The following is a 23,616-nucleotide window of genomic DNA, read 5'->3' on the forward strand; positions in this document are numbered from 1 at the left end:
GTCAGGAAATGGAAAGCAACGTAGCTTTTCCGTTGTCAGAAACACGGAGTGCAAGCGCGATCGCAGGAGAGAGACCATGCAGAAGTTCGACACCCCCGCCCCCGTCGCCGCGGTCCTGGACATCCCGGCGGGCCTGATCCGCCTGGTCGCCGCCGAGCGGGGCGACACCGTGGTGGAGGTCCTGGCGAAGGACGCCTCCAAGGGCCGGGACGTGAAGGCGGCGGAGCAGGTCACCGTCGAGTACGGCGGCGGCGTGCTGCGGATCCAGGCCCCGGCGGCCAAGAACCGGGTGCTGGGCAACTCCGGCCAGGTCGAGGTCACCGTCCAGCTGCCGGCCGGCTCCCGCGTCGAGGCCAAGGCCGCCCTCGCCGAACTCCACGGCACCGGACGCCTCGGCGAGGTCGCCTTCGACGCCGCCCAGGCCACCGTCGACCTGGAGGAGAGCGCCGGCGCCCGCCTCACCCTCCAGGCCGGCGACATCCGCCTCGGCCGCCTCACCGGCCCCGCCCACCTCACCACCCAGAGCGGCGACCTCACCATCACCGAGGCCACCGGCGGCACCCTCACACTGCGCACCGAGCACGGCGACATCACGGTCGGCGCCGCCCGCGGCGTCTGCGCCACCCTCGACGCCGGCACCGCCTACGGCCGGATCCACAACACGCTGCACAACACCGACACCGCCGCCGCCGGCCTGGCCATCACCGCGACCACCTCCTACGGCAACATCACCGCCCGCACCATCTGAACAGCCGCCGCGGCCACGCCTGCGGGCCGCCCGGACACGTCCTGCACGTCCTGCACGTCCTTCCACGAGACAAGGAACAATCATGGGCAAGGCCCTGCACACCACCGGGAACAACGCCGGGCCCGAGCGCCCGGAACTGCAGAAGGCCGTCCAGGAGTTCGTCGACGCAGGCTTCGCCGGCCTGCAGATGCGCGTGAACGACGAGCGGGGCGAGTGGGTCGGCAGCGCCGGGGTGCGCAAGCTGGGCGAGAGCGCCAAGCCGCCGACGGACGGGCGGTTCTGGGTGGGCAGCTCCACCAAGACCTTCGTCGCGGCCCTGGTGCTGCACCTGGTGGCCGACGGCACCGTCGGACTCGACGCCCCGGTGGCCGGCTACCTGCCCGGGCTCGGGCTGGACCGGCGGATCACCGTGCGGATGCTGCTCCAGCACACCAGCGGGCTGTACAGCTACACCGGAGAGCCGGACCCTGACGGGACGTTCGTGCCGGGGATAGCCGCGACGGGCAAGCCGTGGGTGGACAACCGGTTCCACAGCTACCGGCCGCAGGAGCTCGTGCAGTTCGCCCTGTCCAAGCCGGCACGGTTCGAGCCGGGGACCGACCAGAGCTACTCCAACACCAACTACACGCTGGCCGTGCTGCTCATCGAGCAGGCCACCGGCGGCTCGTACGCCGACCAGATGCAGCGGCGGATCCTGGAGCCGCTCGGTCTGCGGGACACCGTGGTGCCGGGCGACTCACCGGAACTCCCCGCGCCGCACGCCCACGGCTACTGCCGCTACCAGGAGGCAGGCCAGTGGAAGGTGGCCGACGTCACCCGCCAGAACCTCTCCCTCCTGGTCGGCGCCGGCGACATGATCTCGACCACCCGGGACCTCCACACGTTCTTCTCCGCGCTGCTGGGCGGCAGGCTCCTGCCGGCCCCGCTGCTGGCCGAGATGCGCACGCCGCACGGGATGCTCGGCTACGGCCTGGGGCTGTTCGTGCAGGACCTGGGACCGGACGGCGGCGGCATCACCATCGTCCACCACAATGGCGGCGCCCCGGGCGGCTACGGCGCGCTGATGATCAGCACGCCCGACGGCAGCAGGACCCTGACCGCCGGGCTGACCATGGGCGACGCCGCGATCGACCCGGCACAGGAGTTCCCGAAGGCCCTGGACCGGCTCATCAAGGCCGTGTTCTGCGGCGCGCGGGCCACGGGCTGACCGCGCCGGTCCCCGCGGACCGGGAGTCGCCCTCGGGGCGGCGAAGGGCGCTCGCCGGAGCGGCGGAACCGGTGCGCACCGGTGCGCACCGCGGTACCGGGACGAACCGGGCAGGTGGCCGCGGGCCATTGACGGGGCGGCAGAGGGTTATCGATAATCGGCATATCGTTAATCGATAACAACGGGGGTGGCGGGATGACTCTGACGGAGCGCTTGCGCAGGGCCGACTGGCTGGGCGAGATGCAGGCGGCACTGGTGCTGTGCCTGGCAGGGGCGGGAATCGCGGCCGCGCTGCCCGTCGCGAGAGCCGTCCTCGGCGACGACCACGTGGTCGTCCGGCTGGAGGCAGACCCGGCGGCCGGCCCGGCGGCCGGGCTCACGGGAGGAGCCGGGGGACTGCCCGGCGGCGCCGCGATCGCCCCGGAGTCGGTCGTCGAGGCGCACATCACCGATCCCAGCCTCCACCAGCGGATCGCCGAGCTGCTGACCACCCTGCCGACCCTGCTCCTCCTCGCCGGCGTCCTCGCCCTGCTGCTGCGCATCGTCCGCCGCGCCCGCCGCGGCGACCCGTTCACCGCCGCCACGGTCCAAGGACTTCGCGTCCTCGGGCTCCTGACCGCGCTCGGGGGGTCCGCCGCCGGAGCGGCCGAGAGCCTCGCCGCACTGGACCTCTCCTCCACCGTCACGCCCGGGGCGGCGTTCGCGGTGTGGGAGGTCCCGGCCGGCTGGCTGCTGGCCGGGATCGGGTTCCTGGCGGTCGCAGAGGTGCTGCGCCGCGGCGTGACGATGCGCGACGAGCTGGCGGCGGTGATCTGATGCCCCCCGAACAGGAACACCGGGTCGAGATCCACCTGGACCGGCTGCTGGCCGAACGCGGGCTGACGCTGACGGAACTGGCCGACCGGGTGGGCCTGACCCTGGCGAACCTGTCCGTGCTCAAGAACGGCCGGGCGCGGGCGATCCGGTTCAGCACCCTCACCGCGCTGTGCGACGTCCTCGACTGCCGGCCCGGAGACCTGCTCGACGTCTCGGACAGGGGAGGGGAGCGGCCCCGGGAAGAGCCGGGAGGCCGAGACCGGTAGGGGCCCGGACCGGCGGGACCCCGCCGACAGCCCCCGCAGACCGGACCCGCAGACACAACGACCCGCAGACGCGAACGAGGCCCGGCGCCCGCATGGGCACCGGACCTCGTCCGACAGTGGAGCGCCAGGCCCGGGTTGCACGGACTCTCCCTACTGAAAGTAGGGCGTGCTCTGGTAGCACCGCTGACGCCTGACGAGGAATCATCTCCCTCGCGACGAGAAGAATACTAGCAGGTCAGCGGCCCACCACCGAAGCCGGACCACCCGGCCCGCTGCGCCCGCCCGGCACCACCCCGCCCGCCCGGCCCCGCCCGCCGAGGCCCCGCGCACCCCCGGGGCCGGGCCCCGCGCACCCCCGGGGCCGGGCTCCGCGCCCGGCGGACCGGGCGGTCAGTGGCGGCTGAGATAGGTGAGGACCGCGAGGACGCGGCGGTGGCCGCTGTCGGCCGGCGAGAGGCCGAGCTTGGCGAAGATGTTGCCGATGTGCTTGTGGACGGCGTTGTCGGTGATGACGAGCCGGGCCGCGATCGTGGCGTTGTCCCTCCCCTCGGCCATCAGCGCGAGAACCTCGCGTTCACGTGGCGTGAGGGCGGCGATCGGGTCGTGGGCGGGACGGGTGAGGAGCTGCCCGATCACCTCGGGGTCCATGACGGTGGCGCCGGCGGCGACCCGCCGCAGCGCGTCGACGAACTCGCTCACCCGGCTCACCCGGTCCTTGAGGAGGTAGCCGACACCGCCGCGTCCGTCGGAGACCAGCTCGCCGGCGTACTGCTGCTCGACGTACTGGGAGAGGACGAGCACGGGCAGGCCGGGGTGCCGGCGGCGGGCCCGGATGGCGGCGTGGATGCCCTCGTCGCGGAAGGTCGGCGGCAGCCGCACGTCGACGATGGTGACGTCCGGCCGGTGTTCGGCGACGGCGGCGGCGAAGCCCGGGGCGTCCTGGGCGATCGCGGCGACGTGGAAGCCCTTGGCGGTCAGCAGGAGTTCCAGCCCGTTGGACAACAGGACGTTGTCCTCGGCGATCACGACCCGCATGCCAGGCTCACGGCGATCGTGGTCGGGCCGCCGACCGGGCTGTGGACGCGGACGGTGCCGTCGAGCGCCAGGACACGGTGGCGGATTCCGGCGATGCCGGTACCCCGCGACTCGTCGGCGCCGCCGACCCCGTCGTCACCGACCTCGATCGACAGCCGGTCACCGACGCGTGCGACACGGACGCCGGCCCGGGCGGCCCGGCTGTGCTTGGCCGCGTTGGTCAGCGCCTCGGCGACCGTGAAGTACGCCACGGCCTCGACCGCGGCGGGGACCGTCCCGAGGCCGCCGACGTCGACGGAGGTCTCGATCGCCGATCGGGCCCCCAGCGCGGCCAGCGCCCCGGCGAGTCCGCGGTCGGCGAGGATCGGCGGGTAGATCGTCCGGATCACCGCACGCAGCTCCGCCATGGCCTCCTCGGTGCCCTCGTGCGCCTCCTCCAGGAGTGCGGCCACCGCCCCCGGGTCCTCGTCCAGCAGCTCGCGGGCCACGCCCAGCCGCATCGCGACGGCCACCAGCCGGGCCTGGGTGCCGTCGTGCAGGTCGCGTTCGATCCGGCGCAGTTCCGCGCCGTGCGCGTTCATCGCGTCGGCCCGCGTCTCGGTCAGCGTCTCCACACGCTGCGCCAGCCGCTCGGCGGCCGAGGGGGACAGCAGCGCCACGCAGATCCGGGCGTGCAGGCGCGCCAGCGGCGGCACCAGCCAGTGGGTCAGGGCCGCGAAGACGACGAACTGCGCGGTCCCCAGGGTCAACGCCGTGCCCCACCCGGACAGCGGGACACCGGCGCCGAAACCGCCCGCGCGGGTGCCGGCGGGCAACGCCCACCACAGCGGCACCGTGACGGCCGTGGTCACCGCGTTGCCCGCACACAGCACCACGACGAGCCCGAACGCCAGACCGGTCACGACGCCTGCGCACAGCCACCCGAGAACACGCCGCGTACCGACGCGGACGGGACCGGAGCACGGGGACAGCAGCAGCCGGTCGGCGCGGCGGCGATGCCAGGACGCCCAGGCGCGGGCCGTCGCCGGGAAGACGAGCACGGGCAGCGCGAACAGGGCGACCGCAGCGGTGAACAGGCTCCCCGTCAGATAGCCCAGACCGCGCCACGTCGCCGAAAGCCTGCTGCCCCCGAGGTGGTTCACCCGCCCAAGTCTGGGCCATGGCGGCGGCGCCCGGCACTACAGCCCGCCACCCCTTTTTCCCACCGGTGAGGGGTACCGACCGCCCACCCCGGCCGGACCTAGCGTCGACGCCCATGACGACTTCACCGATGCGTCCGCCCCGGCGGCGCGGCCGGTCCCTCCGGCGGAACCTGGCGCTGGCCGCCGTCGTGACCGCCACCCTCTCCACCTGCGCGCCCGGCGCGACGGCCGCCGGGCAGCACGACGACCGAAGCCTGCTCCGGCTCCGGCTCCAGCGCGACGCCGATGCGATCACCGCGCTCGGCGTGACGGGAGTGCAGGCCCGCCTGGTCACCTCCGACGGCCGGGACACGACCGCCACCAGCGGCGTCGCCGACCTGACGGACCGCCGGCCGGTCCCCGGGGACGGACACTTCCGGGCGGCCAGCATCACCAAGACGTTCGTGGCCACCGTGATCCTGCAGCTCGTCGGCGACCACAGGATCGCCCTGGACGACCCGGTCGAGCGGTGGCTGCCCGGCGTGGTGTCCGGGAACGGCAACGACGGGCGCGCGATCACCGTTCGCCAACTGCTCCAGCACACCGGCGGCATCCACGACGACTACCCGGACTACACCTCGGCGCAGGACTTCCGCCGGCACCGGTACGACACCTCCACGCCCGAGCAGACCGTCGCCCGGGCGATGCGCCACAGCCCGGACTTCGAGCCCGACGAGGACTGGGGTTACAGCAACACCGGGTACGTCCTGCTCGGCATGATCATCGAGCGGGTCACCGGACACCCCTGGCACGAGGAGGTGAGGGACCGGATCGTCCGGCCGCTCGGCCTCGACCACACCTTCCGGCCGGGTGCCTCACCCGTGCTGCCCCGGCCGCACGCCGAGACCTACCAGCGGTTCAAGGCCGGCGAGCCGCTCGTGGACGTCACCGAGCAGGTCGGCCCGGGCACCAACGGAGAGGCCGGGCTCGTCTCCACCACCGCCGACCTCAACCGGTTCTTCCGCGCCCTGCTCGGCGGCCGGCTCCTGCCACCGGCGCAACTGGCGCAGATGACACGGACCGTCCCGGTCAGTGAGAAGTTCGAGCACTTCATGCCGGGTGCCCGTGACGGCCTGGGGCTCTTCTCGCGCCCGCTGTCCTGCGGCGGCGAGTACTGGGGCCACGAGGGCGGCGACTCCGGCTGGATCACCGCCACCGGCGTCACCGCCGACGGCCGGCGCAGCGTCACGGTCTCGCTGTCGGGCGTCCAGGCCGATTCCGAGGACGACGTCCTGCGCGTGGCACAGGCCGAGAACAAGCTGGTCGACGACGCCCTGTGCACGACGGCCGCGGACACCGGCCACCAGCCGCGCTGAGGCCCGCCGCACGGAGCGGGCAGTCCGTGGGGCGGGGAGTTGCCCGGGCCCGGGGCGGGGAGCGCGCACGGACGGCTGAGCCGCCCGGGCCCGGGGCGGGGAGCGCGCACGGACGGATGAGTCGGTCGCGGTGATGTCCGGCGCAGGCCCCTATGTTGGGTCGGTGACCAGTTCTCCGGCCCCGGCGGGTCGACCCGTGCCTGCGAAGCGGCATCGCTCCGGCCGGACGGACTACGCCGGTGCGGTGTACGGTTCCCTGCTCGCCGCGTCCGTGGTGGCGACCGCCGGTACCGCCGGGGAATTCCCGCGCCTCCAGCTGGTCGGGCTGCTGCTGGTCACGGGTGTGGTGTTCTGGGCGGCGCACGTGTACGCGCTGGTCGCCGGCGAGCGGACCGTCGGCACACCCGTCGACCGCCGGGAGGTGCGGCGGGTCGCCGGGCACGAATGGTCCATCGTGGAGGCCGCGGTGCTGCCCGCGGTCGCGGTGGCGGTCAGCCCGCTGTTCGGCCTCGGTCTTTCCGGGACCGCCTGGCTGGCCCTCGGCGTCGCGGTGGCGCAGCAGGTCGCCTGGGCGACCCTCGGCGCGATCCGGGCCGGTGCGTCCCGCCGGATGGCGATCGGCGAGGGCGTCGTCAACCTGCTGCTCGGCCTGGTCATCGTGGCCGCCAAGGCAGCCCTGGGGCACTGACGCCGCACCGTGCCCGGGCCCGCGGCAGGTCGGGCCCGGTGGCGGGGGACCGGCTGGGGCACCCGCAGGAGCCGACGGTCCCGTCCGGTCCCGTCCGGTCCTGCGGGGCCGGGACTGGGCCGTACGGGTGACGGCGGGGTTCGGCACCGTGGCACGGTGGGCAGAGCCTGCGACATGACGACACCCTCGACCAGGCGCCGCAGTCGCCGCCGTCCGGCCGTGCCCGCGCTCACCGGGCCCGCGCCCGCCCTGCCCGCACGTGCTGCACCCGCCCTGCCCGTGCCCGCACGTGCCGTGCCCGCCGCCCCGGTCCGTGCCGGGAGGCCGGCGGCTGCGGCCGGGACGGGCGGCGGCGGGTGCTGCCGGACCTGGGCCAGCGAGCGCCTCACCCAGGGCGGCCTGGTCGTCCGTACCACCTGGCACGAACCGGCGTGCAGGACCAGTGGGCGGCCGCCCCGGTGACCGGGGCGCTTCCGTCACCCCTGCCGAGCGGGCTTCCCGCCCCCGGGGCCGGGAACACCGCCACCGCTCCTGACGAGTCGCAGCCTCTCAGCCGATACGCCGGGGGGCGATGCCCAGGATGAGCCTTTCCAGAGCCTCCTGGGCCGGGCCGAACGTCGCCACCCAGGTCTCGATCAGGTAGATCTCGCTGTTCTCGTCGATGCCGAGGAAGAACCGGCCCCCATCAAGCTCACCGATGGGGAAGAGGTCCTTTCCGACCGTCGCGCTCCAGTCCGCGAACCGGTCCTCCTCGCCTGCCACCGGCTCGGGATCGAAGTGGAATCGCGTCTTCGCGACATCGATGCCGGGCCCGTCGATCCGCACGTCCAAGCCGCCGAACTCGGACAGGAAGAGTTCGGCCGCCTCGTGCATGCGAACCAGTCCCGTTGCCTCCAGCATCTCGCGCCACGGTCGGACCGGAACCCGTCTCCCCGGCCACCATCCAGCCGCACGCAACGTCTCCTCAACCGCGCCGGCCTCTCGCAACGGGGCGGCCTCCGCCTCCACCCACGCCTGATCCACGGGCACGTTCTCCGGCCAGCCCGGACGCCACCGCGCCCGCCACTCGTCGAAGTCCTCGCGCAAGAACCGTCGGTCCACCGGCTTGAGCCGCACCTGCGGCCGCTTGTCGGCCCACCAGACCTCGAACTCCGCCACCGTTCCCACTGCCGGCCACCGATGCCCGTCCCCCGGAAGCAGCAGCACGTCGACGAACCCGCCGACCGGGAGGCCGACGTCGACGAAGAGCCCGGTCGCGCCCGGAGCCGGCACCGCGGTCACCGTCCCGGAAAGCCGCTGTCCCAACCGGAGGCCTCGTCGGACCCGGATCCACTCCTCGACGCTGACCATGCGCCCCATCCTCGCAAAGGTGATCACCGCGCATGCGGTGCCGACCGGGAAGGAGGACGCCCCGGCGAGGACCGCAGGCGGCTGCAACACGATCCGACAGCAGCCTCACGACGGCGCCGGATCGTCCGTTCGGCTGTCAGGGCACGTATCTACACTCCTGCCCATGCCGACATCCGCCATCCCCGCAGCCCTGTCCTATGCCGACGCCGACGCCCGCCTGGGCGGCGCGTTGTCCGCCGTGTTCGAGGGGGCGGGAGCGTCGCCCGGCTACGACGAGGTGCTGTTCTTCGACGGCGACCTCACGCTCGACGGGGATTTCCTGGACGCCATCAACGAACTGCGCCGTGGGGACGACGAGCACGACGTCGAGTTGATCGTGGTCACCGGCGACCTGACGGTCAAAGGTCCGATCGCGCTCTACGAGGACCGGCCCGGGCTCTACGTCGGCGGACGCACCGAGGCCGAGACCCTGGAGGGCGGCGACGCGGAGATCTGCATCCACGACGGCGCCTTCACCCACCTGGTCTACGGCTGGTACAACCACGGCTCTCTGCAGACCGGGATCGTCGACACCCCTTGGGTGATCGACTACGACCACCACATGGAAGTGGGCGCCCCCGACGCGCGCTGGGTGAACAATTACGAAGACGACGACGACTCCGACTTCGCCGTCGGGGACGGCATCATCGAGGCGTTCGTGCCCGAGGTCGTGGACGCCGAGGACGGCAGCCTGCGGGTCGAGGATTTCCTGGACCGGCTGCGGGCCGGGCTGCCGGTCCTGCGCCCCGGAGCCCGGTGACGCCGACGCGGCTGCCGGCACTGCCCGCCGACGCGCACGACTCCACCGCGCAGGCGTCCTCACCCGGGCTGCCCGCCGATCCGGGAAGAAGGGCCGCTAGCAACCGCCGCGCAGCGGGAGGGCGTAGACGGGCTCCGGGCCGAAGGTCGTGAAGCCCGCCTTCCGCAGGATCGGGCCGGACGTGGCCGCGTTGCCCTTGACCAGAGCCATCGTCGCCCCGTGCGTCACCGCGTAGGACAGCCGGGCGTCGAGCACCGCCCGGTACACCCCCTGGCCCTGCCGGGACGGTGCCACGACCCCGCCCGTCAGCCGCGCCACGCCGTCCACGATCGCGACGCCGCCGGTCCCGGCGGGCTCACCGTCGACGTAGGCGACGACCGTGCCGCCCCCGCCGGCCAAAACGGCCTTCGCGTCCCTGGCGGCGGCGATCTCGATCCGCTCGTCGGGCGGGAGCCGGCCGCCGAACCCGGTGACCTCGACCGTCGCCCGGTCCCGCGCCGTCGCGAAGTCCGTTGCCCAGCGGAGCGATACGTCCACCGTCGGCGGCCGCAGCGGGGGTGCTCCCCGGCTCAGGTCCGCGGCCAGGACCTCCAGGTCGAGTTTCACCCGCCCGCCCCGTGCGGCCAGCTCGGCGGCCAGCCCGGCCGGGGAGCCGAGCAGCACCTGCCAGTCCAGGGTCGGCAGCCCGAACGTGCGCGCCCGCTCCAGGACCGCGTCAACGGCCGTGCCGAGCGCCCCGGCCGGCGTGAAGGAGACCACCGAGAGGTCGAAGTCGTAGTAGTCGGGCAGCCGCAGGATCGTGTACTCGTCGTCCTCGACGACCTCGGCATTGTCCGGTGCCCAGACCCAGGCGGCACTGGCGGCGGCGACGGCAGAAGCTGACAGGCTCATGCGGGGCAGCCTAGAGGCCGCCACCGGCGGGCGCCGTGGCCGGCCGCCGCACTGTTGCAGGACCAGGACCTGACGGTTGCGCAGACGGCGCCGGGCCAGGGCGAGTCCACGGACCCCCGCGCGGACCCACGCGCCCGCCCGTCCGGTCGGCCCGTCCGGTCGGCCCGGCCGCACCCCGGCGAGGCGCCACGACCGGACCAGGACCTCACCGCCAGGGCACGCCGGCCATGAGCGCCGGCACCGCTGCGCCGGGCGGGCCCGGTCCTTGCCCGGGCGCCGGCCAGTCAGCCGGCCGGCTGGTCAGCCGGTGAGCAGGGTGAGGAGGGCGTCCAGTGGTGACCGGCCCACGGTGGGCACGAGGGCGCCCAGCAGGCAGCCCGCCAGTGCGCCGCAACCGGTCAGCGCCCGCCGGAACCCGGGGCTCGGCCTGGGGTCCGTCAGCGCGGAACCGAACCAGACCAGCGCCGCCGCGCCGGCGGTCCAGGCCAGCGGCAGGAGCACGAAGGCCGCGGCCCAGCCGAGCGAGTGGTCCGGCCGGCGGCCGACGGTCGCCAGCGCGATCAGTGTGCCCAGCAGCAGCCAGCAGAGTGTGGCGGCCGCCGTCAGGAGCCAGCTGACCAGGCCGACGGCGGTCCAGTTGGTGCCCGCAGTGCCCGCCGTGCCCGGTGGCAGGTGCCGAGTGTTCACGTTTCTCCCCCGAAGTTGATCATCTGCTGCTCCGGACGCCCGGTCCCGGGCGGACGGTTCCGGGCAGGTTGCTCCGGGCCGCCGTCGCTTCACGTGCCGGCGCAGCCCTGCCAGCCCTGCCTCCCTCGTCGCCGGCGGATGCGGTCCGCAGGCGGTGGTGAAGCCGTCGGGCCCGGCGCTACGGTAACGAGCCCGGCGGGAGCCTGGACGACGTGAGGAAAGCCCTGAGATGACGTACGGCCGCGAGAGCATCGACCTCCCGGAGGACAGGGGGTGCCTGCGCTGGGTGCTGGGCGTGCCGCTGGTGCTGATCCACGCGGTGAACGCGCTCGTCGTGTTCTCGGCCGTCCGGTTCGGCCCGGCGGGCGACTGGGACGACCAGGGCTACGCCGGACTCACCGTGGCCTGCGGGTGCGCGATCACACTGAGCCTGCTGGGCCTGGCCGTCACGGCGCTCCCGTCGGTGCGGCGCGCGATGGGCCCCTGGTGGTTCGCACCGCCGGCGATCCTCGGCGTGATCGCCCTCGTCCGGGCCGCGGCCCTGTCCTAGGGTGCGCACCCAGGCGCCGGCCTTGTTCACGCGAGCCGGCAGTGCCGGTGCATGCGGCCGCCCCGGGGCGCCGCAAACCCGTTGGCGCACCACGGCGACCACTGCTAGGTTTCCGGAGGCCGTGCGAGAGAACGAGGAGGTGGTACCCGTGAACGCAGTATCGACATGGGTGCTCCCCTCCGGGGTCACGGTCGGGCGGTAGGTCGCCCGGGAGCGCCGTCTCTGAGCACTCCCGAAAGGCACGACCATGCAGTTCACCTCCGAGCAGCGCCTCGACGACGGCGTCCTCGAACGCGAATTCACCCTCGGCGACATCCCCGGCATCCTGTGGACGCCCGCATCCGCATCCGCCCCGGCGCCGCTGATCCTGATCGGCCCCCCTCCTCTGGGACTGCGCACGGTGTACCCCCGGCTGGCGGGGCGGGCCCGGCACTACGCGGCGCAGTACGGCTTCGCCGCGGCCACCATCGAGCTCCCCGGGACCGGTGACCGGCCCCGCCTGGCCGCCGTCGAGCAGGCCCGCGCCGACCTGCGCCGGGCGATGGAGGCGGGCGAGCCGGTCGGCGACGAGATCGTCGACGCCCTCGTCCTCCCGCTGGTCGACGAGGCGGTCCCGGAATGGCAGGCCGCCCTGGACGCCCTCCTCTCGCTGCCCGGGATCGGCGGCCCGGTCGGGTACGAGGGGGGAGTGATCTCCATCGGCATCCGGCTGGCGGTGGTCGAGCCGCGCATCTCGGCCGCCGGTCTCTTCGCCGGGAGTCTCGTGCCCGCGGCCATGTTCGAGGAGGCCCGCCAGGTCACCGTTCCGCTGCACGTCCTGCTGCAGTGGGACGACGAAAGGAACGACCGGCAGGCGGCCCTGGACCTGTTCGACGCCTTCGGCACCAAGGAGAAGACGCTGCACGCCAATCTCGGCGGGCACACCGGCGTCCCGTCGTTCGAGCTCGACGCCGGGGCCCGGTTCTTCGCCCGGCACCTGAGGTGATGCCGGGCCGTCAGGCCGGCAGCAGGCAGCAGGCAGCAGGCAGCCGGCAGCAGGCGGTAGGCGGTAGGCGGTGCAGGCCGGGCCGGTGTTCGTCGAGGACGGGTCCCGCCCTCGACGAACACCGGCCCGGCCCTCCGCATCAGCGGGCTCCTGCCGACCCGGCAGGGGCCCGCGCTGCCCGAAGCCGTGAACTGTCCGATTCCGGCAGGGCTTTCCGTCACCGAGGGCCCGGTCAGGGGCCGGACCGTCCTCGGACCCGGCCCTGCCGGGCCACGGCGGCGGTCACCTGCCGGGTCAGGCGGCGGCGAGGAACCAGGCCCCTTGGCCGCCGCAGCCGGACGCCCAGTAGGTGGTCGAGCGGAAGCCCGCCGGGATGGGCGACCCGGGACAGGTCATCAGGCCGACCCTGGCGATGCTGTGCTGCCAGGCACCGACTCCGTTGCAGCCGTAGCTGGTGTAGTTGGTGAGGACGTACCCGGCGACGATCGGGGATCCGCCGCAGGTCCAGATCCCGTCCTTGGCGATGTTGTGCCGCCAGGAGCCGATCCCGTTGCAGCCGAACTTGGAGTAGTCGGTGATGACGTACCCCGTGACGACCGGGGAGCCGCTGCAGGTGTACAGCCCGTCGGCGGCCGGCTGCTGGTACCACGAGCCCCAGCCGCTGCAGCCGTCCTTGTTGTAGGCGGTGAGGACCCATCCGTTCGGGATGGCGGCGCCGGCGCAGGACCACTGGCCGGGGGCGCTCCGGGACGGCTGGGCGGCCGCGTCCGACGTGCCCGCGGCGGTGCCCGCCAGGACGAAGGCGGCGATGAGCGCGAGCGCTCCCACCGTGGCGCCTATGCCGCGGCGGGCGACCGCGCCGGTCAGACGCTTCCACAGATGACGAGGATGCATGGTCGGTTCACTCCAGTACTGGCGGCGGGCACACTCGAAGCCCGCCGGTCGGGGGGACGGCCGAGCGGTGGAACGGCCTCACCCTAGTGCGGAGATCATGTGGATGACCGGTGTTCATGTCATGGAGGGCGTGATTGGCCGGAACATGCAACCGCGCCCGGCCGGGGAGTGCCCCGGCCGGGCACGGCGGGACGGCACCCCCCCTGCGAGGGACGACCCCCCCGCGCGGGACGGCACCCCCTGCGCGGGGCGGTCGTCTTCCGCCAGTTGACCGCCCGTCTACTCGCGCTGCCTAGCGTCCTTCCCGTACCCGGCCCGACCCCGGGCCGTCGTCGAAGGGAGAACTCTCGTGCTGCGCAAGACCCGTGTCCTGCTGGCCGGTTCGGTCGCCGTCCTGGCCCTCAGCCTCACCTCCACCGCCTTCACCGCCTTCACCGCCAACGCCGCCGGCGACCAGAGCGGCATCGACGCCTGCGCCCGCGAGGCCCAGTGGGCGGGCTTCGCGAAGGACAAGTCCGGCGAGGGCCGCAACGACGACGCGATCTACGCCGTGGCGATCGCCATGGCCGAGTCCGGCTGCAACCGCCTGGCCGTCCACACCAACCAGCCCACCGACCCCGACCCGGGCACCAAGGACCTCGGTGCCTGGCAGATCAACGAGCACTGGTACCCCGAGGTCCACGGCCACGACGCCGGGGTCGTCACCCCCGAGAACTGGCAGGACATGGGCTGGTCGGCCCGCAAGGCCTACGCGATCGACAACGACGGCACCGGCCGCGGCTGGGCCTCCTGGGCGGCCTGGCACCTGGGCACCTACCAGCAGTACCTCGGCCAGGCCCGCGAGGCCGTCTACCGCGTCTGGCAGTGACGCCCGGCCGCGGGTGACCACCCCGACCGCCCGCACCCGCCCGTACCTGCCCGGCCGCCCGTACCTGCCCGGCCGCCCCCGGTGCCCCGTCCGGCACCGGGGGCGGCGTGCCGGCCACCGGCTCGCGACAGGCGAACGGGGAGTCCGGGGGCGGAACCGATGTCCGCACTCACCGCACTCACCGCACGCTGTGGGCGCGCCGTGCGGTGAGCGCGGGCTGGTAGTACCCGCTGGAGGCCGGATCGTGCCAGGTGATGTCGGTGAAGCCGGCCTCGGCCACGAACCCGGTCAACTGCGGGCGTGTCAGCGCCCAGTAGGTGCTCCGGCGGACCCGGACGCTCCAGGTGCCCTGCGCGGGGAGGAGCTGGAAGTGCTCCAGGTCGTAGCGCTCGCCGTCCTCGTGCCAGTGCCACAGCTGGAAGGTGACCACCTGGCCGTCGGGTGTGTCCGAGACCTGGGGAGGTGTCGCCGTGGGCCTGTTCCGGCGCGCCTCGTCGTAGTCCCGGACGGTGAGCACCAACAGTCCGTCCTCCCGGAGCACCCGTCCCATCCCGAGGAGCGCCGTCCGGAGATCCTGCGGGGAGAGCAGGTGCGGGAGTGCGTTGTCCGCGCAGAGGACGACGTCGAAGGCCCCCTCCCGGAAAGGCAGTTCGCGCATGTCGGCCGCGGCGGCCGGAAGCCGGCCGCCGCGGGCCGCCGCCTCGGCGACGGCGCGCGCGGCCGCGACCGGGCTCAGGTCGCTGCCGACGACCCGGTGCCCGGCCAGGGCCAGCCCGATCGCCTGGGTGCCGATCCCGCACGAGCAGTCCAGGACGGCGTGCGGACCCGCTCCGAGACACCCGCTGACAAGCCCGCCCAGTACCTCGGCCTGGTACGCCATGCTCGCGTCCCAGTCCCGGAACATCAGGTGGTAGTCGTGGGCCAGGTCGTCGTAGAAATCCCGCACGGAGAGCTCGGACATGCACCCCACCGTAGTGCCTGACCGCCCCGGGGGACCGGCAGTTCACGCTACGGCTGCCCGACGTCGCACCCGGACCGTTCCGACGCTCGGGGCCGCTTCTGCACGGGGACCTTCAAAAGGAACCGGGCCCCGCCCCGGGCGCTGCGCTGCACGGTGAGCGAACCGCCGTGCGCGTGCGCGACCCAGGCGGTGATCGACAGGCCGAGGCCGCTCGACCCCGCGCCGCTGTGGAACCGTTCGAACAGCGACTGCGCCTGCTCCGGCGGTATGCCCGGCCCGGCGTCGTCGACCGCGACCGTGCCGTCCGCGCCCACGGTGATCCCGATGTCGGCCGGCTCACCGGGGGCGTGGCCGTGGGCGAGCGCGTTGCCCAGCAGGTTGGTGACGGCCCGGCGCAGCAGGCCCGGGTCGGCGAACACCACCGCCGCCACCGCCTCGACCCGCACCCGGTGCCCCCGGGCCGGGGTGTCGGCCACGACGGCGTCGACGAGCTGGTCGAGCCGCAGCGGCTCGCGCTGCAGCGGGACCGCGCCGGCCATCAGCCGGGCCCGGGTGAGCAGGTCGTCGACCAGCTCGCCCATCCGGGTCGACTGGCGCAGCGTACGGCGCAGCACCTCGTGGCCGTCCGCCTCGCCGCGCAGGCCCGTTTCGGCGAGCAGCCGCATCGAGGTGACGGGGGTGCGCAGGTCGTGGGCGGCGTCCGCGAGGAACGCCTCCTGCTGGTCGAGCGCGGCCAGGGCGGGGCGGACGGCGCGCCCGGCGAGCCAGCGGCCGGCCAGGGCGGAGAGGGCGACCAGCACCGCACAGGCGGCCGTGAGCAGCACCGTGAGCCGCTCGTGGTCGTCCAGGCTGCCGGAGACGTCCACCGCGGCGACCACCACGAGGTCCGTGTTCCCCGCGTCCTGGCCGCCGGCGAACGGCTGGGCGGACAGCCGCAACGGGCGGCCGTCCGCGTCCGCGGCGGTGGCCAGCACCACGTCACCCTCCCGGGCGGCCTTGGCGGCCAGCCCGCTCGCCGCCGGGGCCGGGACGGCGAGACAGGGCCGGTGCGGGGAGGCGAGGGCGGTGAGCCGGCCCTGCCCGCCGGTGAACAGGGTCACCGGCGGGCAGTCGTACCCGCCCTCCCGGGGATCCGGGTAGTCGAGCACGCCCTCCTCGTCGTAGCGCAGGTCGGCGGCGAACTCGCTGGTCCTGAGCTTGAGGTCGGCGTCGACCTGGGCACGCCAGGACGCGTCGTCGGCGCGGACCGCGAGCACGGCCATGCCGACCAGGCCGAGGGCACTGACGAGGGCGAAGAGCAGGGTGATGCGCCGCCGCAGCCGGCGGATGCGGCCCGCCGGTGTCGGCGGGAGCCGGCGACGCGAACGGCGACGGAGCGACCGACGGAGCGAACGGCCGGGCGAACGGCGGAGCACGACGCCCGGGGCCGGGAGTCTCACGCCGCGGACTCCAGCCGGTACCCGATCCCGCGCACGGTGTGGATCAGCGGGGGATCACCGAGCTTGCGGCGCAGCTGGGAGACCAGGACCTCGACCACGTTGGAGTTCGGCTCGGCCATCTCGTCCCAGCAGCGCTCGATGAGTTCGCTGCGCCGCACCGCCTCGCCGGGCCGGGCGGCGAGCGTCTCCAGGACCGCGAACTCCTTGGTGGTGAGGGAGAGCAGGACGCCGTCGCGGTGCACCGTGCGGCGCGCCGTGTCGACCTCCAGCCCGCCGCAGCGCACCACCGGCGGGCGGGCGACGGCGGTGCGCCGGCACAGGTTCCGGACCCGGGCGATCAGTTCGGGGACGGCGAAGGGCTTCACCAGGTAGTCGTCGCCGCCGGTCGCGAACCCCTCGACCCGGTCGGCGACGGTGTCCCGGGCGGTGAGGAACAGCACCGGTACCGTCCGGCCGCCGCGGCGCATCCGCTGCACGTACCCGGCGGAGTCGCCGGAGGGCAGCATCCGGTCCAGGACGACGCAGTCGTAGGCGGTGACGAACAGCGCCTCGTCCGCGGCGGGGAGGTCCCCGGCCTCGTCCACGGCCAGGCCGCTGCCGCGCAGTGCCGCGGCCACGGCGAACCGCAGGTCATCGTCGTCCTCGACCACCAGTACGCGCATGCGGGTCACGATAGCCGTGGCCGCCGGCGGGGCCGCAGGCGCCGGCGTGCGCGGCCGGTGACCGTTCGCCGGCCCACGTCCGCCGCCCGGGGCCGTGGGCCGGCGGCGCCGGCGGAGCGCCTCCCTGTGGGGGAGTGGGAAGGCGCGGCCGCCGACGTGGAAGATCATCACAGTGGGAACCTGAGGATTTGATGAGCCCGGCCGCGCCCTCCCGCCGGACGCACCACGGGCGTCCGGCGGCCCTGGTCCCCCCGGCAGAAGCGCATCGCGAGCCGGTGGTGCCCCGCGGCCTCGGCCCGCCCGCACACCACCGCGCGCGGGTCCGCACCCGAGCGCGCCACCACCCCGGCCGCCGTCCCCGCCGTCACGACCGCCGCGAACGCGACGGCCGCCCACCCGGCCCGCCGCAGGACCCGCCCGGCCTGCGCCCGCCGCCGGTACCGGTTCCGTATGCATCCCCGCACCGCCCAGCTCCGTCCCCTGCCCGCCGTCCGTACGCGCAAGAGCCTGACGGTGGCTGCCTGAGGATCTGATGAGAGCCCGGGCCCGGCCGGCCACGGGGGAGGCCCGGCGGGCCCGCGGCCGCGGCCGTCGACGTGGTCAGCGGGCGTGCGGGACGCCCTCGACGCGAAGGTCCGGGCCGGTGCGGGGGAGCGCCCTCGGGACCGGGACCGGGACTGGGACCGGGACTGGGGCCGGGGCTGCGCCGGGTGCGGTGCCCGCGACGGCGCCCGCGCCCGTCCCCGGGTCGCACAGCGTCTTGGCCACGAGCGAGCCGATCGGCTCCCCGCTCGCCGAGTCGTCCGTGCCGACGTACGGGTTGTACGACAGCGCGAACTGGCGCCGCCCGTCCCGGCTGCCGAGCAGCAGGGTGCTCCAGCCGGGGAGGCTGCCGTCGTGGCCCCAGGCCGGCTCGCAGCCCGGGCCCAGGTCGATCCGGAGCACGCCGAGCCCGTACCGCCCGCCCTCGATCGTGGTCGCCACCGTGTCCGTCAGCGCGGCCATCTCGGCCGGCCGCAGCAGCTCCCCGCCGAACAGCGCGGCGTGGAAGCGGTTGAGGTCGGAGGTGGTGGAGATGCCGTTGCCGGCCGCGTCCACGACGCTCGGGTCGAGCCGGGTGATGTCGGCCGGCCCCGCCGGCATGGCGAGGTAGGCGTGGGCGTGCGGGCCGCCGAGACCGGTCCCGGAGCCGGGGAACGTCGTGTCGTCCAGGTGCAGGGGCCGGACGATCCGGCGCTCGACCTCGCGCTGCCAGGTGTGCCCGGTGACCTTCTGGACGATCATCCCGGCGAGAACGTAGTTGGTGTTGGAGTAGTGCCAGCCCTGCCCGGGCGCGAAGTACGGCGGGTGCTCGGCGGAGACCGCGGCCAACTGCTCGGGGCGGTAGTCCCGGTACCGCCACCCCCCGTACGCGAAGTCCTGCAGGTCGGCCTCGCTCCGGATCAGGAACCGCTCGTCCTCCGTGAAGTTGAACAGGCCGCTGGTGTGGTTCAGCAGCTGCCGGACGGTGATCGCGGCGCCGTTCGGGACGACCCCCGGCAGGTGCCGTTCGACCGGGTCGTCCAGTCGCAGCCGGCCCTCGCCGACCAGCTGGAGGACGACCGTCGACACGAAGGTCTTGGTCACGCTGCCGATCCGGAACCGGCCGTCCGGCCTGGCCTGCTGCCCGGAGGCCAGGTCGGCGGTCCCGGCGGCGCCCCGGAACCGGGGGCGTCCGTCGGCGCGGATCTCCGCGAGCGCGGCGGTCGTCCCCCCGCGCTCCACGAGGTCCCGCAGCTCCTGCCGTCCGTCGACGCGGGGCGGCCGGCGTTCCTGCGCGGACCCGGTTCCGGACGCCGACGCGCCCGCCCCTCCCGCCCCGCCCGCCGCCACCGCCGCCGTCGGGGCGAGCGTGACGACGGTGGCGCCGGCCAGGGCGACGGCGGCGAGCCGCGTCCCCAGCCGGCCGCGCCGGCGCGGTGTCCGAGCCTGAACGATGGTCATGGTGCCCGCCCCTCCCGGCCCGGCCCCGGGCCGCCGGCACCACGATCGCATCTGCCGCACCCCCTGCGCGTCGTCCTGCGGAGTCATCGGACGTGAGCCCCGAGGACCGGACCGGCCCGGCCGAAAGAAGGAGATGACGCCACGTCAAATCATCGTGTAGGGGCTTGACTTGACCGTACGGCCACTGCCCCGCTCGGTGTCCTCGGGGGGCGAACCGGCCGCTCCCGTCCCCGCCGGGGTGACCGCCTTCCGGGCCGTCGTCCTCCACCTCGTCACGACCCGGTCCCGGACACCGCCCCGACCCTCAGGAGGGGGCCCGGGCCCACGGACGGCTGCCCCGGTACCTCCACGAGGACCCGCCCGCGGCCGGGCCGGCCACCGGGCCGGGCGGACGGTGCGTCAGTGGGACGGTCTAGCCTCTCGGCCATGGAGGAGAAGGAGACGATGCAGCAGATGGCGGCCCAACCGACCGAGCCGGCCCAACCGACCGAGCCGGCCCAACCGACCGAGCCGGCCCAACCGACCGAGCCGGCCCAATCGACCGGGCCGACCGGGCCGACCGGGCCGACCGGGCCGGCCGCGCTGGTCGCGCTGGTCGAGCAGCTCAGGCAGGTACCGGCCGACGGCGCGGACGTGGTGTCCCGCCTGGCGGCGGCGGGCGAGGCGGCCGTCCCGGCCCTGCTGGCGGCGCGCGCGGAGTTCGAGCGGTCCGGGCGGCCGGAGATCGCACAGGCGCTGCGGGAGATCGGCCCGCCCGCCCTGCGCGCCGTCGCGGCCGCCGCCCTCGGGAGCGACACCCCGCCGGACGAGCGGGAACTCGCCCGGCTCCTGGGCCTGTTCGACGCCCGGTGCGTCGACGAGCTGGCCCTTCTCCTGGCACACCCGTCACCGGCGGCCCGCGGCGCGGCCCTCACCGCCCTGCGCGGCCTCGGGCCGGCCGCCCGGCCCGCGCTGGCCGCGGTCCTGCCGCTGCTCGGCGACCGGCGGGAGGAGAGCTCGGCCCGCCGGTTCCTGGAGGCGATGGACACGTCGGTGGTCGGCGAACTGCTGGCCGTGCGGACGAACGGCCCGGGCCGGCTGCGCCGGCACGCCCTGCACGCCCTCGCCCACCTCGGCGCCTGCGACGCACTGCCGGCCCGTGACCGGGCCGCGCTGGAGCGGCTGGTGCGCGTCAAACTGCTGGACGACCGCCTCCCGGACGAGGTCTGGGACTTCCACTGGGTCGTGGTGCCCGGCGACACCTACGAGGCGGCGTTCGAGGCGCTGGGGCTGCACGACCGGATCCCCGCCACCCTGGCGATGGGCCTGTCCGGCCGGATCCACGACGAGGCGGTCGTGGCAGGGGCCGACGGCACCGAGCTGGCGGTGCAGCGCGTCTTCGTCACGCCCGAGATCGCCGGCTGGCGACTGCTCTTCGGCCCGTCCCTGGTCAACTGCCCGGACGACGGCTTGCTGGAACGGCTCGCCGAGGCCTGCGGGCAGGCGCACTACTACTTCCGCGACGGCTACGAGGACAGCCAGCACTGGGCGGTCGCCGAACGCGGCCGGGGCGTCGTCCGCTCCTTCCAGACCTACCGCGAGCCCGCCTGGACGGGAGAGCCGCTGCCCTGGGAGGAGCCGCAGACCGAGGACCCGCTGTGGGAGCCGGGCATGTACGAGCCGAACGCCTCACTGGAGTGTGACGCGCACGCCGTGGCGGGGCAGCTCACCGTGGACCCGGAGGAGATCGACGAGGACACCCCGATGACCGGCCACGGCTGGTTCGCCGTGACGGCTCCCGGTGCCGGGCACGGGGTGTTCCCCGGGGCGCTGTCGATCTGACCGCCGCCCGGGTCTCCCGCCCGGGCCGGCGGGGCCGTCGGTCGGGCCTCGGCGCCGGCCGGTGGCGTCCGGTGGCGTCCGGTGGCGTCCGGTGCCGCCCGGACCGCCCGGGGCCGATCCGCGTGTCCCGGGCCCGGCCTCAGCCAGTGGCGGCGGCCGTGGCGAGCACGATGCGCCGCTGCTTCTCCCAGTGCTCGCGGAGACCGGCCCGCAGGCCGTCGGGGTCGTCGGGGTCGTCGGGGCGTCCTTCGTCGGGCGTGGCGATGGCGGGGTGGAACGCGAGGAGCCCGGCCCGCCTTCGCCACCCCGCCCAGGGCGTGGGGCAGGCCGTCGCCCAGGTCGGCGGCCCGGTCGTGGGTGCGCGCGAGCAGGGCCACCATGCCCGGGCCCGCCGCTCGGCGAGGTGGTCGAGTTCCACCCCGGCTCCGCGGGCGCCCTCGATGCACATCACACGCATGGGACCGAGGACGGTGTCCGCCGTCTCCACGAGCCGGCCCCCCGGGTGAGGGACCGGTGCGGCGACCGCGAGACTGCGCCCGTGCAGTGCGTCCGTGCGGTGCGCCCGTGATCGCGGCGATCCGCTCGAAGCGGCCGAAGACCCTCGACCGTTCGGAGACGAACAATAAGTGGCGGGGACCGCCCGCCGCGCTCTCCCCGGGGATGACGAACCCATGCGACGCGCTCGAACGCCACCAGCTCGCGGCGCCTTCGCCGTGCCCCCGGCGGGCGGCGAGCACGTCGGCCGCCGGGCACCTTGTCGCGGGACGGGTCGCGACCCGCCGCCCTTCCCGGCGCCGGCGTTCACGTGCCGGATGGGGCGGGAGGTGGCATGGTGGTGCGTCACAGGCGGGCTGTCCGGCGCGCCGGGCCGGTACTGCGCCGGCCGGTGGGCGGCACGGCCGGCCCACCGGAAACGATCCTTGAGGAGAAGGCGCCGCCTTGGCAACCGACTACGACGCCCCGCGCGACAGCGGGGACGAGAGCAGCGACGAGAGCATCGAGGCGCTGAAGAGCCAGCGCGAGGACAAGCAGAGTTCCGCCGTCGACGTCGATCCCGAGGCCGTCGAGGGCCTGGAGCTCCCGGGTGCCGACCTGTCCGGCGAGGAGCTCGCCGTTCAGGTCGTGCCCCTCCAGCAGGACGAGTTCACCTGTATGACCTGTTTCCTGGTGCACCATCGCGCCCAGCTCGCCGGCGAGGACAAGAACGGCCAGCCCATCTGCCGCGACTGCGCGTCCTGACCCCTGCGGGAGCCGCAGCGCGCCCGTCCCCGCGATGGGCGCGGTCCGGCGGGCGCCGTTCCCCGGCCGCCCCGGGCCTTGGCTTCCCGGGGCCCCGGGCGACGGTCACGGGCCCGGGCCCGAGCCCGGTTCGGCGGCCGTGACCGCCCGGCCGCCCGGCTCCCGCCCAGGGCCGGCGCGCGTGCCGCCGGCGTGCGTGCCGCCAGGGTGCGTGCCGCCGGGGTCCGGCGTGGCCGCGTCCTGGACGTGCCCGGTGCCGCCCCGCCGTGTCGCAGAACTCGCGGAGATGGTCATCTGCGAGGGTCGCGGACCACCGCCAACCCGCCGACCCGGGTCGTGATGCCCGCCGGCCCGCGTCGGGCCGAAGCGAGCACGCTGGCCGGTCGACCGAGGGTGTCACCCTGTTCCACCTCGATCGCGACCGTCTGCGCCCCTGTCGTGTCGAGCAGGTGGGCGGCCAGGCAGCCGGTGCTGTTGGCGTTGGCGACGTCCTCGTCGACACCGATCGCCGGCGCGAACATCCGCGCAGCACCCGGTCGGTCGCCCACCGGCGGCACGTACACGAAACAGCCGAGGAGCCCGTACCGCCGGCACGCCGCCGCCAGCCTGCCGAGGTGTGGGCGGACTCGGAGCAGCGCCGACCGGTCGTGGACCGGTACCAGCATGCGTGGTGCGCCGGGCGCGGCGACCCGTGGCGCGTCGGTCGGATGCGGATCGTCCGCGGTGAGCCCGAGTGCGGCGACGATCGCGGCGCGCTCCTCCGGTGCCGGGTGACGCAGCGCGACGAGGCCCTGGTCGAACCACACCTCGATGCCGGCGGGGCGGCGGACCGCGACGGTGTCGAACGTGCGCCCGCCGGTGTGCTGGCGGTCGTTCAGCTCGCCCAGTGCGGTGCGGGCCAACCGGACGGCCTGCGCGGCAACAGTGCCGTGGCCACAGCCGGACAGTTCGGCGGCGGCGGTGAAGAACCGGACCGGCCGGCCACCGTCCGGCGTCCGCCCCGGGCCGAGGAACGCCGCGTGCGAGGTGCCGGCCGCAGCGGCGACCGCACGCCGGTCCGCGTCCGTCGCCGCCGGGTCGTCGTCGGTGACGGCCGTGGGGCTGCCGCCCCGGCCGTCGCGCCGCACGCACGCATCAACCACCGTGACATCCGGCCAGGACATCGGCCCACCTTTGACGTTCGACGAACCGGCGACCGCCAACGGCTCCGCCGACAGCCGGACCCGGCCG

General features: G+C 74.8%; 24 protein-coding genes. 12 read left to right on the forward strand and 12 right to left on the reverse strand.

The window, feature by feature from the left end:
* The first annotated feature begins 76 nt into the window (after nt 1-76).
* The 4 genes from J5Y04_RS15735 (at nt 77) to J5Y04_RS15750 (ending at nt 3,037) form a co-directional block, all read left to right on the forward strand.
* Complete coding sequence (locus J5Y04_RS15735) at nt 77-748, forward strand: DUF4097 family beta strand repeat-containing protein (protein ID WP_209412646.1); 672 nt, start codon at nt 77-79, stop codon at nt 746-748.
* A gap of 82 nt (nt 749-830) precedes the next feature.
* Nucleotides 831-1,955, forward strand: a complete 1,125-nt coding sequence (locus J5Y04_RS15740) for a serine hydrolase (protein ID WP_209412647.1) — start codon at nt 831-833, stop codon at nt 1,953-1,955.
* Nucleotides 1,956-2,150: 195 nt separating this feature from the next.
* Nucleotides 2,151-2,771 (forward strand): DUF2975 domain-containing protein, encoded by a 621-nt coding sequence (locus tag J5Y04_RS15745; protein ID WP_209412648.1) that lies wholly within the window; start codon nt 2,151-2,153, stop codon nt 2,769-2,771.
* Nucleotides 2,771-3,037 (forward strand): helix-turn-helix transcriptional regulator, encoded by a 267-nt coding sequence (locus J5Y04_RS15750; protein WP_209412649.1) that lies wholly within the window; start codon nt 2,771-2,773, stop codon nt 3,035-3,037. The genes J5Y04_RS15745 and J5Y04_RS15750 overlap by 1 nt, the downstream gene beginning before the upstream one ends.
* 390 nt (nt 3,038-3,427) lie before the next feature.
* Here J5Y04_RS15750 and J5Y04_RS15755 read toward each other — a convergent pair whose 3' ends face one another.
* Together J5Y04_RS15755 and J5Y04_RS15760 are read right to left on the reverse strand one after the other, a co-directional pair.
* Nucleotides 3,428-4,072: a response regulator transcription factor gene (locus tag J5Y04_RS15755; RefSeq protein WP_209412650.1), complete on the reverse strand. Its 645-nt coding sequence runs from the start codon at nt 4,070-4,072 to the stop codon at nt 3,428-3,430.
* A complete protein-coding gene (locus J5Y04_RS15760; RefSeq protein WP_307853136.1) occupies nt 4,060-5,214 on the reverse strand; it encodes a histidine kinase in 1,155 nt (384 codons plus the stop codon). The genes J5Y04_RS15755 and J5Y04_RS15760 overlap by 13 nt, the downstream gene beginning before the upstream one ends.
* A gap of 113 nt (nt 5,215-5,327) precedes the next feature.
* On the opposite strand from J5Y04_RS15760, the gene J5Y04_RS15765 reads away from it, so the two are divergent.
* Both J5Y04_RS15765 and J5Y04_RS15770 read left to right on the forward strand, forming a co-directional pair.
* The gene (locus tag J5Y04_RS15765) at nt 5,328-6,569 is read left to right on the forward strand and encodes a serine hydrolase (protein WP_245204894.1); all 1,242 of its coding nucleotides are present in this window, start codon (nt 5,328-5,330) and stop codon (nt 6,567-6,569) included.
* Between the two features lie 244 nt (nt 6,570-6,813).
* A complete protein-coding gene (locus J5Y04_RS15770) occupies nt 6,814-7,257 on the forward strand; it encodes a hypothetical protein (RefSeq protein WP_307853137.1) in 444 nt (147 codons plus the stop codon).
* Between the two features lie 549 nt (nt 7,258-7,806).
* Here the strand turns inward: J5Y04_RS15770 and J5Y04_RS15775 are convergent.
* Nucleotides 7,807-8,607, reverse strand: coding sequence for an SUKH-3 domain-containing protein (locus J5Y04_RS15775; protein ID WP_209412652.1), 801 nt, complete (start codon nt 8,605-8,607; stop codon nt 7,807-7,809).
* 163 nt (nt 8,608-8,770) lie between these two features.
* Between J5Y04_RS15775 and J5Y04_RS15780 the strand changes: the two genes are divergently transcribed.
* Nucleotides 8,771-9,406: a hypothetical protein gene (locus J5Y04_RS15780; protein WP_209412653.1), complete on the forward strand. Its 636-nt coding sequence runs from the start codon at nt 8,771-8,773 to the stop codon at nt 9,404-9,406.
* A 96-nt stretch (nt 9,407-9,502) separates the two neighbouring features.
* Here J5Y04_RS15780 and J5Y04_RS15785 read toward each other — a convergent pair whose 3' ends face one another.
* Both J5Y04_RS15785 and J5Y04_RS15790 read right to left on the reverse strand, forming a co-directional pair.
* Nucleotides 9,503-10,297, reverse strand: a complete 795-nt coding sequence (locus J5Y04_RS15785; RefSeq protein WP_209412654.1) for a GNAT family N-acetyltransferase — start codon at nt 10,295-10,297, stop codon at nt 9,503-9,505.
* A 300-nt stretch (nt 10,298-10,597) separates the two neighbouring features.
* A complete protein-coding gene (locus tag J5Y04_RS15790) occupies nt 10,598-10,984 on the reverse strand; it encodes a hypothetical protein (RefSeq protein WP_209412655.1) in 387 nt (128 codons plus the stop codon).
* Between the two features lie 229 nt (nt 10,985-11,213).
* On the opposite strand from J5Y04_RS15790, the gene J5Y04_RS15795 reads away from it, so the two are divergent.
* Both J5Y04_RS15795 and J5Y04_RS15800 read left to right on the forward strand, forming a co-directional pair.
* Complete coding sequence (locus tag J5Y04_RS15795; RefSeq protein ID WP_209412656.1) at nt 11,214-11,534, forward strand: hypothetical protein; 321 nt, start codon at nt 11,214-11,216, stop codon at nt 11,532-11,534.
* A 247-nt stretch (nt 11,535-11,781) separates the two neighbouring features.
* Complete coding sequence (locus J5Y04_RS15800; RefSeq protein ID WP_209412657.1) at nt 11,782-12,519, forward strand: alpha/beta hydrolase; 738 nt, start codon at nt 11,782-11,784, stop codon at nt 12,517-12,519.
* A gap of 294 nt (nt 12,520-12,813) precedes the next feature.
* On the opposite strand, the gene J5Y04_RS15805 is transcribed toward J5Y04_RS15800, so the two are convergent.
* Complete coding sequence (locus J5Y04_RS15805) at nt 12,814-13,413, reverse strand: hypothetical protein (protein WP_245204896.1); 600 nt, start codon at nt 13,411-13,413, stop codon at nt 12,814-12,816.
* Nucleotides 13,414-13,762: 349 nt separating this feature from the next.
* On the opposite strand from J5Y04_RS15805, the gene J5Y04_RS15810 reads away from it, so the two are divergent.
* Complete coding sequence (locus J5Y04_RS15810) at nt 13,763-14,281, forward strand: hypothetical protein (RefSeq protein WP_209412658.1); 519 nt, start codon at nt 13,763-13,765, stop codon at nt 14,279-14,281.
* A gap of 178 nt (nt 14,282-14,459) precedes the next feature.
* Here the strand turns inward: J5Y04_RS15810 and J5Y04_RS15815 are convergent, their stop codons facing one another.
* The 4 genes from J5Y04_RS15815 to J5Y04_RS15830 all read right to left on the reverse strand — a co-directional run bounded on the left by J5Y04_RS15815 (nt 14,460) and on the right by J5Y04_RS15830 (nt 19,326).
* Nucleotides 14,460-15,242 (reverse strand): class I SAM-dependent methyltransferase, encoded by a 783-nt coding sequence (locus J5Y04_RS15815; RefSeq protein WP_209412659.1) that lies wholly within the window; start codon nt 15,240-15,242, stop codon nt 14,460-14,462.
* A gap of 47 nt (nt 15,243-15,289) precedes the next feature.
* A complete protein-coding gene (locus J5Y04_RS15820) occupies nt 15,290-16,681 on the reverse strand; it encodes a HAMP domain-containing sensor histidine kinase (protein ID WP_307853138.1) in 1,392 nt (463 codons plus the stop codon).
* Nucleotides 16,678-17,343, reverse strand: coding sequence for a response regulator transcription factor (locus J5Y04_RS15825; protein ID WP_148648057.1), 666 nt, complete (start codon nt 17,341-17,343; stop codon nt 16,678-16,680). The genes J5Y04_RS15820 and J5Y04_RS15825 overlap by 4 nt, the downstream gene beginning before the upstream one ends.
* A gap of 600 nt (nt 17,344-17,943) precedes the next feature.
* Nucleotides 17,944-19,326, reverse strand: a complete 1,383-nt coding sequence (locus J5Y04_RS15830; RefSeq protein ID WP_209412660.1) for a serine hydrolase — start codon at nt 19,324-19,326, stop codon at nt 17,944-17,946.
* Between the two features lie 426 nt (nt 19,327-19,752).
* Here J5Y04_RS15830 and J5Y04_RS15835 point away from each other — a divergent pair, with 426 nt between their 5' ends.
* A complete protein-coding gene (locus J5Y04_RS15835; protein WP_209412661.1) occupies nt 19,753-21,147 on the forward strand; it encodes a hypothetical protein in 1,395 nt (464 codons plus the stop codon).
* Nucleotides 21,148-21,286: 139 nt separating this feature from the next.
* Here the strand turns inward: J5Y04_RS15835 and J5Y04_RS15840 are convergent, their stop codons facing one another.
* Entirely contained in the window at nt 21,287-21,595 is a 309-nt protein-coding gene (locus J5Y04_RS15840) for a hypothetical protein (RefSeq protein ID WP_209412662.1), read from the reverse strand.
* A gap of 491 nt (nt 21,596-22,086) precedes the next feature.
* Between J5Y04_RS15840 and J5Y04_RS15845 the strand changes: the two genes are divergently transcribed.
* Nucleotides 22,087-22,386, forward strand: coding sequence for a DUF4193 domain-containing protein (locus J5Y04_RS15845; protein ID WP_209412663.1), 300 nt, complete (start codon nt 22,087-22,089; stop codon nt 22,384-22,386).
* Between the two features lie 290 nt (nt 22,387-22,676).
* On the opposite strand, the gene J5Y04_RS15850 is transcribed toward J5Y04_RS15845, so the two are convergent.
* Nucleotides 22,677-23,549, reverse strand: a complete 873-nt coding sequence (locus J5Y04_RS15850) for a PhzF family phenazine biosynthesis protein (RefSeq protein ID WP_209412664.1) — start codon at nt 23,547-23,549, stop codon at nt 22,677-22,679.
* Nucleotides 23,550-23,616: the final 67 nt, after the last annotated feature.

The organism is Kitasatospora sp. RG8, assembly GCF_017813315.1.
Classification (GTDB): Bacteria; Actinomycetota; Actinomycetes; order Streptomycetales; family Streptomycetaceae; genus Kitasatospora.

Excerpts from the sequence above, each read along its gene's own strand:
- J5Y04_RS15735 (WP_209412646.1), top strand. The coding sequence starts at position 77 with ATGCAGAAGTTCGACACCCCCGCCCCCGTCGCCGCGGTCCTGGACATC.
- J5Y04_RS15740 (WP_209412647.1), top strand. The coding sequence starts at position 831 with ATGGGCAAGGCCCTGCACACCACCGGGAACAACGCCGGGCCCGAGCGC.
- J5Y04_RS15745 (WP_209412648.1), top strand. The coding sequence starts at position 2,151 with ATGACTCTGACGGAGCGCTTGCGCAGGGCCGACTGGCTGGGCGAGATG.
- J5Y04_RS15750 (WP_209412649.1), top strand. The coding sequence starts at position 2,771 with ATGCCCCCCGAACAGGAACACCGGGTCGAGATCCACCTGGACCGGCTG.
- J5Y04_RS15755 (WP_209412650.1), bottom strand. The coding sequence starts at position 4,072 with ATGCGGGTCGTGATCGCCGAGGACAACGTCCTGTTGTCCAACGGGCTG.
- J5Y04_RS15765 (WP_245204894.1), top strand. The coding sequence starts at position 5,328 with ATGACGACTTCACCGATGCGTCCGCCCCGGCGGCGCGGCCGGTCCCTC.
- J5Y04_RS15775 (WP_209412652.1), bottom strand. The coding sequence starts at position 8,607 with ATGGTCAGCGTCGAGGAGTGGATCCGGGTCCGACGAGGCCTCCGGTTG.
- J5Y04_RS15780 (WP_209412653.1), top strand. The coding sequence starts at position 8,771 with ATGCCGACATCCGCCATCCCCGCAGCCCTGTCCTATGCCGACGCCGAC.
- J5Y04_RS15785 (WP_209412654.1), bottom strand. The coding sequence starts at position 10,297 with ATGAGCCTGTCAGCTTCTGCCGTCGCCGCCGCCAGTGCCGCCTGGGTC.
- J5Y04_RS15795 (WP_209412656.1), top strand. The coding sequence starts at position 11,214 with ATGACGTACGGCCGCGAGAGCATCGACCTCCCGGAGGACAGGGGGTGC.
- J5Y04_RS15800 (WP_209412657.1), top strand. The coding sequence starts at position 11,782 with ATGCAGTTCACCTCCGAGCAGCGCCTCGACGACGGCGTCCTCGAACGC.
- J5Y04_RS15805 (WP_245204896.1), bottom strand. The coding sequence starts at position 13,413 with ATGCATCCTCGTCATCTGTGGAAGCGTCTGACCGGCGCGGTCGCCCGC.
- J5Y04_RS15815 (WP_209412659.1), bottom strand. The coding sequence starts at position 15,242 with ATGTCCGAGCTCTCCGTGCGGGATTTCTACGACGACCTGGCCCACGAC.
- J5Y04_RS15825 (WP_148648057.1), bottom strand. The coding sequence starts at position 17,343 with ATGCGCGTACTGGTGGTCGAGGACGACGATGACCTGCGGTTCGCCGTG.
- J5Y04_RS15830 (WP_209412660.1), bottom strand. The coding sequence starts at position 19,326 with ATGACCATCGTTCAGGCTCGGACACCGCGCCGGCGCGGCCGGCTGGGG.
- J5Y04_RS15835 (WP_209412661.1), top strand. The coding sequence starts at position 19,753 with ATGGAGGAGAAGGAGACGATGCAGCAGATGGCGGCCCAACCGACCGAG.
- J5Y04_RS15840 (WP_209412662.1), bottom strand. The coding sequence starts at position 21,595 with ATGTGCATCGAGGGCGCCCGCGGAGCCGGGGTGGAACTCGACCACCTC.
- J5Y04_RS15850 (WP_209412664.1), bottom strand. The coding sequence starts at position 23,549 with ATGTCCTGGCCGGATGTCACGGTGGTTGATGCGTGCGTGCGGCGCGAC.